Genomic DNA, 15,210 nt, shown 5'->3' with positions numbered 1-15,210 from the left:
CTCGAACGAGCCCAACACCCTACCCGCTCAGGAATCCTGCTCCATGGCCCGCACCCTCGCGAGCGTCTGCAAGTCCCGCTCGGTGGGCCCCAGGTCCAGGATGATCTTGCTCACGTCGTACAGCACGTCGCCGCGGTCGAACACCGGCACCCGGGGCACGTCCTGGTTCAGCTCGTCCGCGCCGCGGTTGTACGAGAAGTCCATCAGCGTCCGGAGCTGGAACGAATCGTAGAGGTTGTACTCGACGAGGAACCGCAGTGCCTCCACGTCTCCCCGGCGCAGGTACGCCCGCCACAGCAGCACCGCGTCGTACCCGTTGACGCCCTTCAGGTGCTGCGGCCGCTCGGCGCCAATCTTCCCCTCGATTTCCTTCAGCCCGCCGCCAATGCCCAGCCGCCGCGTGACGAAGCGCAGGTCGATGTGCGCGTCCGGCACCGGGAAGCGCCCCGGCCCGAAGTAGTCCCGCAGCACCGGCACGTCGAAGCACGAGCCATTGAACGTCACCCACAGCCGCCGCTCCGCCATCGCCTCTGGCAGTGCGTCCATGTTGCGGCCCTGGATGAACACGTGCAGCCCGCGTGAGTCGAACAGGCTCACCACCGTGGGCGCCTGCGCGTCCTTCCCGTCCGTCTCGATGTCGAAGTAGACGGCGTCGTCCTGGAACGTCGGGTACAGCCGCCAGTGCTCCCGGGGCGGCAGCAGCTCCGCCAGCTTGCGCAAGTCCCCGCGCTCCAGCGCCTCACGGGCTTCCGCGATGCGCGCGCGGGCGACGTCGTCCGTCTTCTTGCTGATGGCCACCCCGGTGCCGGCCGCCGGGAAGTCGTCCCAGGTCCGGATGCCTCGGGACCACAGGTCCTTCTCCCGCCAGGGCCCCACTCCGGGGATGTGCTGGAAGGTCCGCTGCAGCATCAATCGAGCGAGCCCAGCCTTCCCGCCACCAGGTCGTCCAGCAGCGGGATGTCCGCCTCGCAGAACGGCAGAGCCTGCATTTCCGCCGGCGTGTGGAACGCCAGCCTGTGGGCGCCCAACGGCTTCGGCTCGCCCGTCACCATCCGGGCGGCATAGAGCACCAATTCCACCGTGAGGTCCGGGTACGTGTGCCGGCCTTCCCACAGCCGCCGGCCCACGGAGAGCTCCACGTCCAGCTCTTCACGGCACTCGCGGGCCAGGGCGGCCTCGTCCGACTCCCCCGGCTCCACCTTGCCGCCGGGGAACTCCCACAGCAGGGCCCGGCTTCCGCCGGGGAGCCGCTGCTGCACCAGGAACCGGTTGCCGTCCTCGGGCCTCGGAATCAGTGCCGCGACGACGCGGACCGTCCTGGTCGCCACCACCGTCACCCGCGAAACCCGTTCACGTCCAGGGCGTACAGGAAGCCGTTGTTGGACAGCACGAACACCTGCTTGCCCCGGACGAAGGGCGTCGCGCTGATGCCGTCCCCCGGGTTCCACGCCAAACGGGACCTGCCCGTCTTCGGGTCCAGGAACAGCAGCGAGCGCTGGATGGGCACGAGCAGCATTCCCTGGGCGAACACCGGAGCGAACGCCGCCCGTTCCCCCAGGGGCAGCGACCACAGCAGCTTCCCGCTGTCCGCCAGGTAGCCGTCCACCCGGCCGTCACCCGACGCGAAGAGCATCTGCCCCCGCGTCAGCAGCGACGTGACGCCGCCCACGGTGGTGTTCCACACCATGTCGCCCGTCTCCGCCTCGAGGGCGAAGATGCCGTTCTTGTACGAGGCCACGAAGAGCAGCCCGGCCTCGTTCATCACCGGCTGCGTGTCCACGTCCAGGAACTGGGTGCCCGCGCCGGACAACGACTTCTCCCACGTGGCACTGCCATCCGAGATGCTCAGCGCCACCAGGAAGCCGTCGGAGAAGCCGACGTAGACGGTGCCCTCGTGCACCAGCGGCGTGGACGCGCCGCGGATGGTGAAGCCGGACGGTGGGTCTCTCCGGTACTGCCAGGCCCACACCCCGTCCGCGGCCTTCACCGCGAAGAGCGTGTCGCTCTCCGAGGCCACCAGCACCAGGCCATCCGCCAGCACCGGCACCGTCGCCAGCGACTCGCCCGAGGCGTACTTCCACTTCACGTCGCCCGTGGCCGAGTCCAGCGCGTACAGCACGCCGTCACCGCCGGGCACGTAGACGACGCCCTCGCTCACCCGGGCGCCCGCGCTGAAGCGGACGGCCGTGCGGAAGGACCACTTCACCTTGCCGTCCGGCCCCACCGCGCGGACATAGCCGTCCCGCGTGAGCGCGATGACGTGCTTGTTGTCCGCGTCATAGGCCGGGGACGCCACCTCACGCGGCGAGAACTCCAGCCGCGTGGGCGGGGCCAGCGAGGCCCACCAGTTCACCGAGAAGTAGTCCACCGGCCGGAACGACGCGGGCCGGGGCAGCTCCGGATTCGTATAGAGCGGCGCCGTGCTGCAGCCTCCCAGAAGCCCCGCGACCGCGGCGCCACCCAGCCAACGCTTCCAGCTCACGAGCCGCTCCTTCATAAAGTCCGTGCTACCCCGCGTCCTGACCCGTGGTCGGCGCCGCCGGAGGCGCCGGGGGCGGAACCTTCACGCCCTCCGAGGCGAGCACCGCCAGCCGCTCGCTGGCCTGCCGCGCCGCCGCGGTGTTCGGGTGGTCCGTGGAGATCTTCGAGAGCACCTGCGCCGCCTCCTCCTTCTTGTTCTGGAGGATGAGCATGCGCGCCTTGTGGTACGCGCCCATGCCGGTGAGGTACTCGCCGCCGCCCGCCGCCTCCATCTGGTCGAAGGACTTGATGGCGTCGTCGTACTTCTGCTGGGCCTCCTGGGCGTAGCCCTGACCCTCGAGCGCACCGGCGCGCAGCGGCTCGTTCGCCGGGGCGTCCTTCAGGAAGGCCGCGAAGGCCTCCTGCGCCGCCGGGTAGTTGCCGAGCCGGAACTGCGCCTTGCCCAGCGTGAGCTCCGCCGTCGTCGCGGAGCGCGTCCCGCCGTGCGCCTTGCGGAAGTCGGTGAGGGCCGTCACCAGCGCCTCGTCCCGCTCCTTCAGGCTCTTGAAGGCGGGCTCGGTGTCACCGGGCTGCGGGGGCTCCACGCCCTCCACCGGCCGCTCCAGGACGGCGAGCGCCTGGCCCAGCGCCTGGGCGGCCTTCTCCTCGCCGCTCTTGGACACCTGGCTGGCGATGGCCACGCCCAGGCCGCCGAGGATCAGCACGCCCGCGGCGATGCCGATCATCTTCTGCCGCTGAGCCAGCCAGTCACTGGCCTCGACACCGACCTTCTGGAAGGTGTCCGGCGCGCGAAGCTCCTTCTGGCGAATCTTCTCGGTCTTGGTTCCGGCCACGTCTGGCAACCTCTCTAGATACGACGCTGCTCTACCCTGGCAGAGTGTGAAAGAGCGGCGCACTGTACGGAGCGCGCGCCGCGAGTGTCAACGCACTGACGCTTCAGCTCTTCCCTTGAAGGTGCGGCTTCTTGCGGGCCTGCCGCTTGGCCTGCCCGGGACGCTCCCGGAAGATGAGGCGGATGGGCACCCGCAGGTCGAACGTCTTGCGGAGCTGGTTGGTGATGTACCGCTTGTACATGTCCGGGACGCCTGCGGGGGCATTCGTCGTGATCGCGAAGGTCGGCGGCGCCGTGGTGACCTGGGAGATGTAGTACAGCCGCAGGGGCTTGCCCCGGACGATGGGCGCCGGGTGGTTGTCCACCATGTGCTCCAGCAGCCGGTTGAGCTGCGGGGTGGGCGCCCGGAACCGGAACTGCTTGGCCAGCTCCACCGCCACGTCCACCACCTTCTCCACCTTCGAGCCCGTCAGGGCCGAGGTGAAGAGGATGGGCGCATAGCCCACGAACTTGAGCGAGTACTTGAGCGATTCGCGGTAGGTCTCCTGCCGGCGCTGGTCCGCGCCCACCAGGTCCCACTTGTTGATGACGATGACCAGCGCCCGGCCGCGCTCCTCCGCCAGGCCCGCCAGCTTCGCGTCCTGGTCCACCGCCGGCTCCGTGGCGTCCATCAGCAGCACCGCCACGTCGCTGCGCTCCATCACCTTCAGCGCGGAGATGACGGAGAACTGCTCCACCCGGTGGGCAATCGTCTTCTTGCGCCGGATGCCCGCGGTGTCCGTGAGGATGAGCTGCTCGCCCTTGTAGGTCAGCGGCGAGTCCACCGGGTCTCTGGTGGTGCCGGGAATCTCGCTGGCCACCACCCGCTTCTGCTTGAGGATGGAGTTGACCAGGGTGCTCTTGCCCACGTTGGGCCGGCCGATGATGGACACGCGGATGACGCCGTCGTCCGGCGGGGCCTCGGCGTCCTCGTCCTCCTCCTTGGGGGGCAGCTTCGCCACCACCTCGTCGAAGAGGCCCTGCACGCCCAGGCCGTGCTCGGCGGACATGGGCTGCACCTCGCCCAGGCCCAGCTTGTAGAACTCGGCGGCCAGCGCCTGCATCGGCCCGGTGGTGTTGTCCAGCTTGTTGGCGGCCACCACCACCGGCTTGCCGCTCTTGCGCAGGTACTTCGCCACCGCGTCGTCCGCGGGAGTGATTCCCTCACGTGCGTCGACGACGAAGATGATGACGTTGCACTCCTCCACCGCGAGCTGGGCCTGCTCTCGCACCTGCTGGAGCAGCGAGTCCTTGTCGCCGGGGACGAAGCCGCCCGTGTCGATGAAGGTGAAGGTGCGGCCCTCCCACTCGGCGTCGTGGTAGTGGCGATCCCTCGTCACACCGGGCATGTCCTCGACCAGCGCGAGGCGCTTGCCGACGAGGCGGTTGAACAGCGTGCTCTTGCCCACGTTGGGGCGTCCGACAATTGCAACCAGGGGCTTCATCTCAGTCGTATCCCAGCTTCTTGAGGCCTTCGGGGCGCTCGCTCCAGCGCGGCTCCACGCGTACCCGGAGGTCCAGGTACACGTGCGCGCCCAGCAGGCGTTGCACGGACTTGCGAGCGTCCGTGCCAATGGTCTTCAGCATCTGCCCCTGCTTGCCAATGATGATGGCCTTCTGGCTGTCGCGCTCCACGTAGATGGACGCCGCGATGCGGATGAGCCCGCCCAGCTGGTTCGGCGGAGTGCCCGGCCGGGGCTCCCGCTCGGACTCGTCGAAGATGTCCACCAATACGGCGGTGGAATAGGGGATTTCCTGGCGGCAGTGGCGCAGCACCTGCTCGCGGATGTACTCGGCCACCAGCACGCGCTCCTGCTGGTCGGTGAGCATGTCGTCGTCGAAGACGTTCTCCCCTTCCGGCATGTGGCCGAGCACCGCGTCGAAGAGCCGCTCCACGCCGTCCTTCTCCCGCGCGGAGATGGGCACCACCTCCGCGAAGGGGAACTCGTTGCGGTACAGGTCGATGAGCGGCAGCAGCATCGCCTTGGGGATGGAGTCGATCTTGTTGATGACGAGGAAGGTCGGCTTGCCCACCTTCTGCAGCCGCTCGAGGATGGTGCGGTTGCCCGGGCTCACCTCGAGCTTCTCGCCCGCGGGCGGCTCGATGAGGAAGAGGACCAGGTCCACTTCCTCGGCCGCACTGAGGGCGACTTCCACCATGTACCGGTTGAGCTCACCCTTGGCCTGGTGGATGCCGGGCGTGTCGAGGAACGCCACCTGCCCCTCGGGGCGCGTCACCACGCCGAGGATGCGGTTGCGAGTCGTTTGAGGCTTGGGCGAGACGATGGCGATCTTCTCGCCAGTCAGTGCATTGAGCAGCGTGCTCTTGCCCACGTTGGGGCGCCCGATGAGCGCGGCGAAGCCGCTGCGATGTGTCTTGGGGGAGGCCATTGCTTCGGAGGTGATCTGGGAGTCCCTGAAAGGGAGCCCCGAAAAAGGAACGTCTGACAGCGCCCTATAACAGCCCCGCCGCCCGGCCCTTCAAGCACGGACGGGCGGCAGGCGGGCGGCCTACGGCTGGGTCGTCGAGATGGTCAGCTTGTTGATGCGCACATCCGTCCGGGGGCGGTCGCTCCCGTCGCGCGGCACGCCGGCGATCTTCTCCACCACGTCGTAGCCGCTCAGCACCTCACCGAAGATGGTGTGCTTGTTGTTGAGGTACGTCGGCTTGGACGTGGTGATGAAGAACTGGCTGCCGTTGGTGTTGGGACGGCCGATGTTGGCCGTGGCCAGCAGGCCCACTTTGTCGAAGGTGCGGCCGCTCTGGTACTCGTCCGGGACGTTGAAGCCCGGGCCACCGCGGCCGGTGCCCGTCGGGTCTCCGCCCTGAATCATGAAGCCCGGAATCACGCGGTGGAAGACGATGCCGTCGTAGTACGCCTTCTTCGTCTTCTCACCCGACTGGGGGTCCTGGAACTCCAGCTCGCCCGTCGCCAGGCCCACGAAGCTCGCCACCGTCTTCGGCGCGTCCTTCGCGAACAGGCGCGCGACGATCTTCCCCTGCGTGGTGTCGAAGGTGGCGTAAAGGTCCTTGCCCGCCTGGGCCTCGTCCATCATTCCCATGCTGCCCTCCCGTCTGTGGGGCCCGGCCGGATGGACGGGCCCGTGTCAGGTCCACTGTCCCGCGTGCCGCGGCGTTACTGCTTCGGCGAAGCCGGCGTCGCGCCCGGAGCCTTCTCCGGAGTCTTCTCCAGCGCCTTCTTCGGCGCCGGTGCCGGGGCCTTCACGCCCGGGGGCGCCTTGTCGCTCAGCACCACCCGGTTGATGACCACCGGCGTCTGGGGCTTGTCCCGGCCGTCGCGGGGCACGCCGCCAATCTTCGTCACCACGTCGTAGCCGCTCAGCACCTCACCGAAGATGGTGTGCTTGTTGTTCAGGTACGTGGGCATGCTGGTGGTGATGAAGAACTGGCTGCCGTTGCTGTTCGGCCCCGCGTTGGCCATGGCCAGCAGGCCGACCTTGTCGAAGGTACGGCCGCTCTGGAACTCGTCCTCGAAGCGGTAGCCCGGGTCGCCCATGCCGGTGCCCGAGGGGTCTCCGCCCTGAATCATGAAGTCGGGGATGACGCGGTGGAACACCGTGCCGTCGTACAGCGGCTTCTTCGACTTGTCCCCCGTCCTGGGGTCCCTCCACTCCTTCTCGCCGGAGGCCAGGCCCACGAAGTTGGCCACCGTCTTGGGGGCGTCCTTGGAGAAGAGGCGGACGACGATGTCGCCCTGGCTCGTCTTCAGCGTGGCGTAGAGGTCCTTGCCGGACTCGACCTTCTTCGTCCACTTGCCGGAGGCGGCAGCGGCGGCCGAGGCGGTACCCGCCAGCAGGCAGGCCACCAGCGCGAGCGTCATTCGGAGGGGGGAGGGTCGCATTCGGCGGCACCTTATGCGCCACCCCTCCCCCGTCCAAGCGGTTTCACGCCGGGGTGTCGCCCCCTGACGTTTCAGCCGGAACCTGTCCGGAGGGCTCCTCCCCCTGCGCCCGGGGCTCGCAGGCCGGCGCCGGGGACGGGGCGCCGCTCGCCGGCAGCCGCTGCGGGAGCATGTCCAGCGTCACCCGGGCCGCCGCCTGCTCCGCCTCCTTCTTGCTGCGCCCCGTGGCGCGCGCGAAGGGCTCGTCGCCGATGAGGACCTCCACCTCGAAGATCTTCGAGTGTTCCGGGCCGGACTCCGACACCACCCGGTACCGCGGGGGCATCTTCAGCCGCTCGTGGATGACCTGGCCCAGCGCCGTCTTGTAGTCCTTGTCCAGGCTGCCGGCGGCCTCGTCGATGAGCTCCGCGAAGAAGCGGTCCACCAACTGGAGCACCGGCTCCATGCCCGAGCTGAGGTACACGGCGCCGAAGACGGCCTCCATGGCGTCCGCCAGGAGCGAGTTCTTCTCGCGCCCCTTATACTTGTCCTCCCCCCGGCCCAGCAGCAGCAGGTCTCCCAGGGGAATCCGCCGCGCCACCAGGGCCAGCCCCTCCTCGTGCACGAGGCGGGCGCGGACCTTGGTGAGGAAGCCCTCCGGCACGTCCGGGTAGCGCCGCCAGAGCCGGTCGGCGACGGCGAGGTTCACCACCGCGTCGCCGAAGAACTCCAGGCGCTGGTTGTCCTTCAGGCGCAGGTCCGGGTTCTCGTTCACGTACGTCTTGTGGGTGAGCGCTTCAATCGCCAGGTCCTGCCGGGAGATGGACACTCCCAGGCGGGACTCGAGGAGCTGCACGCGCTCGGTGAGGCCGGGTTTCTCGGAACCACTCAACGTCGTTCACTCCTGTGGCGTGTCCGGCCCCACCAGCCTCACGGCCTCGGGGGGGACCTTCAGCAGGTCCGCCACCATCTGGACGATGCCTGGAAATTCATCCAGCTCGAACCGTCCCGCCCACACCTTGCCCCGGGCCCCCGCCAGCAGCCCCCGGAACGTGCGCCCCGCCACCCTCGCGGCGGCGAAGCGGTAGGGACGGCCCTTGACCTCGAGCTGTGCCAGCAGCTCCAGGCTGCTCCTCGGAGGTACCAGCGCCTCCGCACCGAACTTCTCCACGATGTCCGCGAAGCGCACCAGCCCGGCGCCTACCGGGACGGGCTGGGGCCGGGACGCCGGCTCGCCGAACAGCGCGGAGAGGTAGCCCGTCAGCGCGACCCGCTCCCGGAACTCCGACAGCTCCAGCGTGTGGCCGCTCGCGGTGCGCACCTCTTCACCGCCGCGCAGCACCCGGGCCACCCGGAAGTTGCCCAACCGGTCGGCCACCAGCATGACGGTCAGGTCGCCGTCGGCCACCTCGGTGGACAGCTCCAGCGTCTCCGGGTCCACGCGCGGGGCGAGCCCCAGCACCTGGAGCTCCGCCGAGCGCCGCTGGACGTGGAAGATGTGCTCGTTGAACGCGTCCGCCAGCAGCGCCTCGATGTCCGAAACGTCGCTGAGGGCCCCCACCAGGATGGGGGCGAGCCCCACCACCGCCGCCGGGGCAATGGGGATGAGCCGATCCCCCATCACCTGGAAGGTCACCTCGGGGATGAAGGCCCGGGTGACGGGATTCACCAGCGGGGAGGACTCCAGGTCCAGCACCGCCTCGGTGCCGGCCGCGTCCTCCCGCACTTGCAGCCCGAGTCCCTCCAGTCGAGCGGTGTCCATCACGCCCCTTTGAAGATCTCGCGGGCGATGATGGTGCGCTGGATCTCGCTCGTGCCCTCGCCGATTTCACACAGCTTGGCGTCGCGGAGGTAGCGCTCGACGGGGAACTCGCGGGTGTAGCCGTAGCCGCCGTGGATCTGCACCGCCTTGTTGCAGGCGCGCATGGCCGCCTCGGAGGCGAAGAGCTTCGCCATGGAGGCTTCCTTCGAGTACGGCTTGCCCTCGTCCGCCAGGCGGGCCGCGCGGTGCACCAGGAGGCGCGCCGCGTCCATCTCCGTCTTCATGTCCGCCATCATCCAGCGCAGGCCCTGGAACTCGCTGATGGGCTGGCCGAACGCGGTGCGCTCGCGCGAGTAGCGGATGGACTCCTCCAGGGCGCCCCGCCCCAGGCCCACCGCCAGCGCGCCGATGGTGATGCGGCCGCGGTCGAGGATCTTCATGGTGTCGATGAAGCCGTGGTCCACCTCGCCCACGCGGGCCGAGTCGGGAACCTCCACGTTCTCCATCACCAGCTCCGCCGTGTCCGACGAGCGCATGCCCAGCTTGCCGTGGATGGCGCGCTGGCTGAACCCCGGCATTCCCTTCTCCAGCAGGAAAGCCGTGACGCCCTTCTGCTTCTTGTCCGGGGACGACACCGCCAGCACCACGAAGACGTCGCCGACGGTGCCCTGGGTGATGAACATCTTGGTGCCGTTGAGCACCCAGTTGTTGCCCTTGCGCACCGCGGTCGTCTTCATGCCGGAGGCGTCCGAGCCGGAGCCGGGCTCCGTCAGGCCCCACGCGCCGAGGTACTCACCGGTGGCGAGCTTCGGCAGGAACTTCTTGCGCTGGGCGTCGGTGCCGAAGATGCGCAGGTGGCTGGTGCCCAGGCCGTTGTGGCTGGCCACCGTGAGCGCGAGCGAGCCGTCGTAGCGGGCGAGCTCCTCCACGGCGACCGCCACGGCGAGAGAGTCCATGGCCGCCCCGCCGTACTCCTCGGTGACCAGCATGCCCAGCACGCCCAGCTGGCCCAGCTCCCGGACGACCTCCATCGGGAACTTCTCGTCCTTGTCCCAGTCGCGGGCGTACGGCTTCACCCGGCGCTCGCAGAAGTCCCGGAGGGAGGATTGGAGGGCGCGGTGGCTTTCAGGAAGTTCGAAATCCATGGTGTCGGCAGGATCTATAGCAGAGCGCCCCAGCGCAGGCCGGGGGCTTGAGAAGGGAGCAGGTTTTCTACTCAGACGGGATAGACACCGTGCTTCTTCTCGGCACGGGGCTGGTGGCGCTGGGCGTACAGCCGATAACGCTGGGTCAGCTCCTGACGCAGGCTGTCACCGGGGACGATCTCGTCGATGATCAGCTCGCTGGCCAGCTTGTAGATGTCCACGTCGGCCTTGTACTCGTCGCGCAGCTTCTGGACGTAGGCCGGGCGGTCCGCCTCGGGCAGCTCCTGAATCTTGTTGTAGTAGACGGCGTTCACCGCCGCCTCCGGGCCCATGACGGCGATCATCGCCCCGGGCAGCGCCAGGGTGGCGTCCGGCGCGAAGCCGGGACCGCTCATGGCGTACAGGCCGGCGCCGTAGGCCTTGCGGACCACCACGCAGATCTTCGGGACGCTGGCCTCGGACACGGCGGAAATCATCTTCGCGCCGGCGCGGATGATGCCGGCCCGCTCCACCTTGGTGCCGATCATGAAGCCCGGCACGTCCGCCAGGTAGAGCAGCGGGATGTTGAATGCATCACACAGCCAGATGAAGCGCGCCGCCTTGTCCGCGCTGTCCACGAACAGCACGCCGCCCTTGTACTTGGGCTGGTTGGCGACGATGCCCACGGGCATGCCGTCGATGCGGGCGAGGCCGGTGATGAGCTCCTGCGCGAAGAGCTTCTTCACCTCGAACCAGCTGTCCTCGTCGATGAGCTCCTTGATGAGCGCATGCATGTCGAAGGGCTTGTTCTGGTCCGCGGGGACGATTTCGTCCACGCGCTTGCCACTGGCCAGGGGTGCAATCGCGGGGGCCACGGGCGCGCGCTGGCTGAAGTTCTCCGGGAAGAAGCCGATGTACTTCTTCGCCGCGGCGATGGCCTCCTGCTCCGTCTTCACCAGCACGTCGCCGACGCCGGAGATGGAGCAGTGCATCTTCGCGCCGCCCATCTCCTCGAGCGTCACCTTCTCGCCAATCACCATCTCCGCCATGCGGGGGCTGCCCAGGTACATGGAGGCGTTGCCATCCACCATGATGACCAGGTCGCAGAAGGCGGGGATGTACGCGCCGCCCGCGGCGGAGGGCCCGAAGAGCAGACACACCTGCGGCACGAAGCCGGACATGTGCACTTCGTTGTAGAAGATGCGGCCGGCGCCACGACGGCCGGGGAACATCTCCACCTGGTCGGTGATGCGCGCACCGGCGGAGTCCACCAGGTAGAAGAGCGGGCAGCGCAGCGAGCGGGCCGTCTCCTGGATGCGGAGGATCTTCTCCACCGTGCGGGCGCCCCAGCTTCCGGCCTTCACCGTGGAGTCGTTGGCCATGATGGCCACGGTGCGACCGGCGACCTTGCCCAGGCCGATGACGACGCCATCCGAGGGCAGCTCGGGGTCCAGGTTGTTGGCGAGCTTCGCGTCCTCCACGAAGGAGCCCTCATCCACCAGCAGGCGGATGCGCTCACGGGCGAACAGCTTGCCCGCCTCCGTGTTCTTCGCGTGGTACTTCTGCGCGCCACCCTTCTCCACCTGCGCGATCTTCTCCAGCAGCTTCGAGTCTTGGGACATGGCCCGGGCCACATAGCAGAAAGGTTTCCGCCTGGCTGCCTTCTCTCCGAGGGTGCGGCGCGTCGTGACGTCCAGCTTACGACGCAGTGTGTGAACGAGGGGGCTCGGGGGGTGCCACGGAAGCGCCCCCTGCCTACCTTGGAGCCTCAACGGGGGCGTACACGCGAGCGACACGCGCCTCCGCAATCATCTGGCCCAGGAGGGACGCATGTTCGCAGCGAAGAGAGGCAAGTGGATGGCGAAGGGGTTGGCCAAGAGCGACCTGTACCGCAAGTGGATGGCTCACAAGCTGATCGACGAGCTTCCCCGCGCCGCCAGGAACAGGTGGGACGACTTCGACCCGGACGACGTCCTGAATCTGGTGGGGTTGACCACCCGCAAGCCCGCGACGCTGGGCCTGGGGGGCCTGGGCGTCTTCATCCTCGGCGTGGCCGCGGGTGGCGTGGCGGCGCTGCTCCTCGCCCCGAAGACGGGCACGGAGCTGCGCACCACGGTGAAGGACCGGGCCATCGGCTACATGAACAAGCAGGGCGTCAACGTCGGCCCCGAGAAGACCGCCAGCGCCTGAGGCGCCCGGCCTTCCGGTCCATGACCTGACGGAAGTCCTCCGGGGGCGCGGTCTGGTTCATCCAGGCCGCCGCCCCCGGTGTGTTTCCGGGGGGCACCTTCAGTCCGGACTACCGGCCCTTGTAGACGGGCGCGCGCTTCTCCGCGAAGGCGCGCAGGCCCTCGAGCCGGTCCTCCGTCTTGAGGATCTCCTCGTACTTGCGCAGCTCCAGCGCGAGCGCGTCGTCCAGCTCCAGGCCGGTGCCCTCGTCGATGGCGTGCTTGGCCGTGCCCACGGCGAGCGGCGCGTTCTTCACCACCGACTCCGCCAGCCCGAAGGCCACCTCCAGCAGGTGCCCCTCCGGAGCGAGCCGGTTGACCATGCCGATGCTGAAGGCCTCGGCCGCGTTGACGCTGCGCGCGGTGAGGATGAGATCCTTCGCCCGGCCCACGCCGATGAGCCGGGACAGCCGCTGCGTCCCGCCACCGCCAGGGATGATGCCCAGCCGCGTCTCCGTCAGCCCCATTTCCGCGGCGGGAGCGGCGACGCGGAGGTCGCACGCCAGCGCCAGCTCGGTGCCGCCGCCAAAGGCCGCGCCGTTGACGGCGGCGATGAAGACACAGTCGCTCTTTTCAATCGCGCGGAAGGTGCGGCGCAGCCCGTCGAGGAAGGCGCGGACGTCGTCCTCGGCCATGGTGGCGCGCTCCTTGAGGTCCGCGCCCGCGCAGAAGGCCTTGTCGCCCGCGCCGGTGATGATGACGGCGCGCACCTGGCGGTTCGAGGACACGCGGGCGACCAGGTCGCCCAGCTCCTTCAGCATGGCCCGGCTGATGGCGTTGCGGCGGCCCTCGCCGTCGATGGTCCAGATCTCGATGGCACCCCGTGCGTCGACCTTGAATTCCGGCATGTGCGCTCCCCTCCCCGGGCCCGTCCGGCGGGCCGCCTGGGACGCGGCAGAGTGCGGCGGGAAGCCGGGTCTGGCAAGGCGGAAACGGTTAGCATTGGACGCATGTCCCTGCGCTTCGCGCCTCGTCGTCTCTACCGGTGGGCCCCCTGGCTGCCGTCCGCGCTCGCCCTGGTGGCCCTGCTTGCTCCCCTGCTGGCCCTGGCCCGGGGCGGCGGTGGCGAGCACTACACCCGTCCCTCCTCGCGCGACGATGGGGGCGGGGGCGACGGGGGCATCCCCCTCTGGCTCATCTACGAGCTGTTCTCGCTCGTCTTCCGCTACCCCAAGGTGATGCTGCCGCTGCTCGCCATCGGGTTCGGCATCTGGTGGTTCTACAAGCGAAACCTGCACCCGGACGCCACGACCCGGCGCGCCCTGGACCAGCGCGACGCGGACCGGCGCACGCAGGTGGGCCAACGGGACGTGCAGGGGTGGGTGAATGCCCTCAAGCTGAAGGACCCCGCCTTCGAGCTGCAAGCCGTGCTCGACAAGACGCGGTGGCTCTTCATGGAGCTGCAGAAGGCGTGGTTCCTGCGGGACATGACGCCGGTGCGGCCCTTCCTCTCGGACGCCACGTGGCAGCGCTTCAACGTGCAGCTCAAGCTCCTGGAGTCCCAGGGCGTGCGCGATGCGATTACCGACATCCAGGTGCTGGACCTCCAGCTCATCGGCCTCACGCAGAGTCAGTGGTTCGACAGCATCCAGCTTCGCGTCCAGGCGCGGATGCGCGACACGGACGTGCCCGCCTCGTTCACCGACGCGCAGGCCACGGACGCGGCGCGCAAGGCGCCCAACGAGTCCTTCACCGAGGTGTGGACCTTCGTGCGCAAGCCCGGCGTGCAGACGAAGCCAGGCGAGGACCTGTACCAGGGCAAGTGCCCCAACTGCGGCGCGCCGTTCGCCGGCGGCGCGGCGAACAAGTGCGAGTACTGCAACGCGGTGGTGAACTCCGGTAACTACGACTGGACGCTGTCGGAGATCACGCAGGGCGTGGAGCACGTGCGCTACCACAAGACGGTGGACGGCCTGCGCGAGGCGCGCGAGGCGGACCCCGCGCTCAACCTGGAGATTCTGGAGGACCGCGCGTCGCTGCTGTTCTGGAAGTGGATTGACTCGCAGAGCCGTGGGGACGCGAAGACCCTGTCGAAGGTGGCCAACACGGAGGCCGTGCAGCGGTTGGGCTCGGAGCTGGAGGACCTGCGCCGCAAGGGCCGGCGCCGTGTCTTCCTGGAGTGCGCGGTGGGCGCGGCGGATGTCACCTCCTTGCAGGTGAACCCTCAGGGGTACGACGTGGCGCACGTGGACGTGCGCTGGAGCGCGCGCATGGGCGTGGGCCCGCTGAATGAGAAGCCTCCGAGGCTTCCCACCGTGCCACAGCGCTTCGTCTTCTCGCTGGTGCGCAGGCACGGCGCACAGACGAACGCCGACAACGGCATGTCTACGGACCGCTGCCCCAACTGCAACGCGACGCTCACCGACAGCGCCGCCACTACGTGCGACTTCTGCAACACGCAGTTGGGCACCGGCGAGCGGGACTGGGTGCTCGCGTCCGCCCTGCCCTACGAGGCGTGGAACGTGGAGCAGGACCAGCGGTACCAGGCCAACGTGCTCCGCAAGGCCGTGGCCACCGAGAGAGACAGGGAGCGAGTGCCCTCCCCTGGCGCCGACGTCGTCATGGACGTGCAGGAGCGTCAGCGACTGCTCTACATGATGGCGGCCATCGCCGCGGCCGACGGCGAGGTGACGTCGAGTGAGCGCAAGCTGCTGAAGCTGTGTTCGGAGCGCTGGGGCGTGGAGTGGTCCAACGTGGAGATGGCGTTGGGTGCGGGCACGCAGCTCTTTGACCGGCTGGTGCCGCGCGGCTCTCCGGAGGCCGAGCTCATCCTCCGCAACATCGTGGAGATTGCGATGGTGGACGGCCGCATCGACCGCAAGGAGCGGCGGATGCTCGAGACGGCCGCTGCGCACCTGGGGTTGCAGGAGAAGCTGTCCTCCATGCTTGGCGAGTTGTAGGG

15 protein-coding genes are annotated in these 15,210 nt (G+C 68.8%); 2 read left to right on the top strand and 13 right to left on the bottom strand.

From position 1 onward, the window contains the following. Positions 1-27: 27 nt before the first annotated feature. The 12 genes from OV427_RS46070 to OV427_RS46015 form a co-directional block, all read right to left on the bottom strand. Positions 28-909, bottom strand: a complete 882-nt coding sequence (locus OV427_RS46070) for a ribonuclease H-like domain-containing protein (protein WP_267862603.1) — start codon at positions 907-909, stop codon at positions 28-30. Then, the gene (locus tag OV427_RS46065) at positions 909-1,337 is read right to left on the bottom strand and encodes a (deoxy)nucleoside triphosphate pyrophosphohydrolase (RefSeq protein ID WP_267862602.1); all 429 of its coding nucleotides are present in this window, start codon (positions 1,335-1,337) and stop codon (positions 909-911) included. The genes OV427_RS46070 and OV427_RS46065 overlap by 1 nt, the downstream gene beginning before the upstream one ends. Then, the gene (locus OV427_RS46060) at positions 1,334-2,497 is read right to left on the bottom strand and encodes a PQQ-binding-like beta-propeller repeat protein (RefSeq protein ID WP_267862601.1); all 1,164 of its coding nucleotides are present in this window, start codon (positions 2,495-2,497) and stop codon (positions 1,334-1,336) included. The genes OV427_RS46065 and OV427_RS46060 overlap by 4 nt, the downstream gene beginning before the upstream one ends. Positions 2,498-2,507: 10 nt before the next feature. Continuing rightward, positions 2,508-3,314 carry a tetratricopeptide repeat protein gene (locus OV427_RS46055; RefSeq protein WP_267862600.1) on the bottom strand — a complete coding sequence of 269 codons (807 nt, stop codon included), beginning with the start codon at positions 3,312-3,314 and terminating at the stop codon, positions 2,508-2,510. 103 nt (positions 3,315-3,417) lie between these two features. After that, the gene (der, locus tag OV427_RS46050; protein ID WP_267862599.1) at positions 3,418-4,797 is read right to left on the bottom strand and encodes a ribosome biogenesis GTPase Der; all 1,380 of its coding nucleotides are present in this window, start codon (positions 4,795-4,797) and stop codon (positions 3,418-3,420) included. A 1-nt stretch (position 4,798) separates the two neighbouring features. After that, complete coding sequence (era, locus tag OV427_RS46045) at positions 4,799-5,743, bottom strand: GTPase Era (RefSeq protein ID WP_267862598.1); 945 nt, start codon at positions 5,741-5,743, stop codon at positions 4,799-4,801. 120 nt (positions 5,744-5,863) lie between these two features. Next, positions 5,864-6,415 carry a peptidylprolyl isomerase gene (locus OV427_RS46040; protein ID WP_267862597.1) on the bottom strand — a complete coding sequence of 184 codons (552 nt, stop codon included), beginning with the start codon at positions 6,413-6,415 and terminating at the stop codon, positions 5,864-5,866. A 74-nt stretch (positions 6,416-6,489) separates the two neighbouring features. After that, positions 6,490-7,215, bottom strand: coding sequence for a peptidylprolyl isomerase (locus OV427_RS46035; RefSeq protein ID WP_267862596.1), 726 nt, complete (start codon positions 7,213-7,215; stop codon positions 6,490-6,492). A gap of 43 nt (positions 7,216-7,258) precedes the next feature. Beyond that, positions 7,259-8,086, bottom strand: coding sequence for a ribonuclease III (rnc, locus tag OV427_RS46030; protein WP_324290037.1), 828 nt, complete (start codon positions 8,084-8,086; stop codon positions 7,259-7,261). Positions 8,087-8,092: 6 nt separating this feature from the next. Continuing rightward, positions 8,093-8,956: a hypothetical protein gene (locus tag OV427_RS46025; RefSeq protein WP_267862595.1), complete on the bottom strand. Its 864-nt coding sequence runs from the start codon at positions 8,954-8,956 to the stop codon at positions 8,093-8,095. Further along, the gene (locus OV427_RS46020) at positions 8,956-10,101 is read right to left on the bottom strand and encodes an acyl-CoA dehydrogenase family protein (RefSeq protein ID WP_267862594.1); all 1,146 of its coding nucleotides are present in this window, start codon (positions 10,099-10,101) and stop codon (positions 8,956-8,958) included. The genes OV427_RS46025 and OV427_RS46020 overlap by 1 nt, the downstream gene beginning before the upstream one ends. A gap of 71 nt (positions 10,102-10,172) precedes the next feature. Further along, on the bottom strand, positions 10,173-11,702 hold the full coding sequence (locus tag OV427_RS46015; protein WP_267862593.1) for an acyl-CoA carboxylase subunit beta: 1,530 nt from the start codon (positions 11,700-11,702) through the stop codon (positions 10,173-10,175). Positions 11,703-11,910: 208 nt separating this feature from the next. Here OV427_RS46015 and OV427_RS46010 point away from each other — a divergent pair, with 208 nt between their 5' ends. Continuing rightward, on the top strand, positions 11,911-12,270 hold the full coding sequence (locus OV427_RS46010) for a YtxH domain-containing protein (RefSeq protein ID WP_267862592.1): 360 nt from the start codon (positions 11,911-11,913) through the stop codon (positions 12,268-12,270). Between the two features lie 109 nt (positions 12,271-12,379). Here OV427_RS46010 and OV427_RS46005 read toward each other — a convergent pair whose 3' ends face one another. Further along, entirely contained in the window at positions 12,380-13,156 is a 777-nt protein-coding gene (locus OV427_RS46005) for an enoyl-CoA hydratase-related protein (RefSeq protein ID WP_267862591.1), read from the bottom strand. Between the two features lie 102 nt (positions 13,157-13,258). Between OV427_RS46005 and OV427_RS46000 the strand changes: the two genes are divergently transcribed. Next, the gene (locus OV427_RS46000; RefSeq protein WP_267862590.1) at positions 13,259-15,208 is read left to right on the top strand and encodes a TIM44-like domain-containing protein; all 1,950 of its coding nucleotides are present in this window, start codon (positions 13,259-13,261) and stop codon (positions 15,206-15,208) included. Positions 15,209-15,210 lie beyond the last annotated feature (2 nt).

Origin of the sequence: Pyxidicoccus sp. MSG2, assembly GCF_026626705.1 — a bacterium.
GTDB lineage: Bacteria > Myxococcota > Myxococcia > Myxococcales > Myxococcaceae > Myxococcus.
The sequence above is the reverse complement of the archived record's forward strand: the minus strand, read 5'-3'. Positions and strand labels throughout refer to the sequence as shown.

Coding starts and splice junctions, on each gene's coding strand:
- OV427_RS46070 (WP_267862603.1), bottom strand. CDS start 909: ATGCTGCAGCGGACCTTCCAGCACATCCCCGGAGTGGGGCCCTGGCGG.
- OV427_RS46060 (WP_267862601.1), bottom strand. CDS start 2,497: ATGAAGGAGCGGCTCGTGAGCTGGAAGCGTTGGCTGGGTGGCGCCGCG.
- der (WP_267862599.1), bottom strand. CDS start 4,797: ATGAAGCCCCTGGTTGCAATTGTCGGACGCCCCAACGTGGGCAAGAGC.
- era (WP_267862598.1), bottom strand. CDS start 5,743: ATGGCCTCCCCCAAGACACATCGCAGCGGCTTCGCCGCGCTCATCGGG.
- OV427_RS46040 (WP_267862597.1), bottom strand. CDS start 6,415: ATGGGAATGATGGACGAGGCCCAGGCGGGCAAGGACCTTTACGCCACC.
- OV427_RS46035 (WP_267862596.1), bottom strand. CDS start 7,215: ATGCGACCCTCCCCCCTCCGAATGACGCTCGCGCTGGTGGCCTGCCTG.
- OV427_RS46025 (WP_267862595.1), bottom strand. CDS start 8,956: ATGGACACCGCTCGACTGGAGGGACTCGGGCTGCAAGTGCGGGAGGAC.
- OV427_RS46020 (WP_267862594.1), bottom strand. CDS start 10,101: ATGGATTTCGAACTTCCTGAAAGCCACCGCGCCCTCCAATCCTCCCTC.
- OV427_RS46015 (WP_267862593.1), bottom strand. CDS start 11,702: ATGTCCCAAGACTCGAAGCTGCTGGAGAAGATCGCGCAGGTGGAGAAG.
- OV427_RS46010 (WP_267862592.1), top strand. CDS start 11,911: ATGTTCGCAGCGAAGAGAGGCAAGTGGATGGCGAAGGGGTTGGCCAAG.
- OV427_RS46005 (WP_267862591.1), bottom strand. CDS start 13,156: ATGCCGGAATTCAAGGTCGACGCACGGGGTGCCATCGAGATCTGGACC.
- OV427_RS46000 (WP_267862590.1), top strand. CDS start 13,259: ATGTCCCTGCGCTTCGCGCCTCGTCGTCTCTACCGGTGGGCCCCCTGG.